The sequence below is a fragment of the Aliivibrio sp. 1S128 genome (assembly GCF_001691065.1).
In the GTDB taxonomy this organism is placed as follows: domain Bacteria; phylum Pseudomonadota; class Gammaproteobacteria; order Enterobacterales; family Vibrionaceae; genus Aliivibrio.
On sequence record NZ_MAJV01000136.1, the window covers coordinates 508 to 1,478 of the forward strand.

Annotated in this window: 2 protein-coding genes; both read left to right on the plus strand. The window is 36.9% G+C overall.

What is annotated here, in order from left to right:
- The first annotated feature begins 130 nt into the window (after positions 1-130).
- Entirely contained in the window at positions 131-400 is a 270-nt protein-coding gene (locus A6E03_RS17995; protein WP_005423939.1) for a DUF1778 domain-containing protein, read from the plus strand.
- Positions 397-927: a GNAT family N-acetyltransferase gene (locus A6E03_RS18000; protein ID WP_065601439.1), complete on the plus strand. Its 531-nt coding sequence runs from the start codon at positions 397-399 to the stop codon at positions 925-927. The genes A6E03_RS17995 and A6E03_RS18000 overlap by 4 nt, the downstream gene beginning before the upstream one ends.
- Positions 928-971: the final 44 nt, after the last annotated feature.

Here is a 971-nt window from a genome sequence, read left to right on the forward strand (position 1 = left end):
TGTTATGCAGGCGTTATATTCACAAAGCTTAAAAATTAAATCCGTATTAGTTCCGTACAAGTTGCGCTTTGGTTGTTTAAATCTTATACTCAGGTTAATTACGGAATTACTCCGTACGATTGGAGGTTTTATGGCTACTGCAAGACTTGATATCCGTTTGGATGAAGAAATCAAAGCTAAGGCTGAGAAAGCTTCAGCTTTACTTGGTTTAAAAAGCTTAACTGAATACGTTGTTCGTTTAATGGACGAAGATTCAACTCAGGTGATTTCTGAACATGAAAGCATCACTGTTGAAGCAAATGTATTTGACCAATTCATGATTGCTTGTGACGAGGCTAAAGCTCCGAATAAAGCATTACTTGAAGCTGCTGCATTTACTAAAAGTGGTGAGTTTAAGTGAGTTATTCCAAGACTTTTAAAGAATTGGATAAATCACAGCATGATAGAGCATCATTTGACTGTGGGGAAAAAGAGTTAAATGATTTTATCCAAACTCAAGCTGCTAAACATATGCAAGCAGGTATCAGTCGCACTATGGTTTTGCCTGCTTCTGTGCCACTGCCAAATCAAAAATATCCAATTTGTTCATTTTATAGTATTGCGCCAAGTTCGATTAGCCGTGATACGTTGCCACAAGCGATGGCTAAAAAATTACCACGCTATCCAGTTCCTGTTTTCCTTTTAGCTCAACTTGCAGTTCATAAAGAATTTCATGGAAGTGGGTTAGGTAAAGTTAGCTTAATTAAAGCTCTCGAATATCTTTGGGAAATTAACTCTCATATGAGAGCTTATGCCATTGTTGTTGATTGCTTAACTAAGCAAGCAGAGTCATTTTACGCAAAATATGGTTTCGAGGTTCTTTGTGAAATCAACGGTCGTGTAAGAATGTTTATACCAATGAAAACAGTCGGTCAGTTATTCACTTAGAGGTAAGAGTGAATATAACAATCGCATCAACACGATTTGCTACA

Coding starts and splice junctions, on each gene's coding strand:
- A6E03_RS17995 (WP_005423939.1), top strand. CDS start 131: ATGGCTACTGCAAGACTTGATATCCGTTTGGATGAAGAAATCAAAGCT.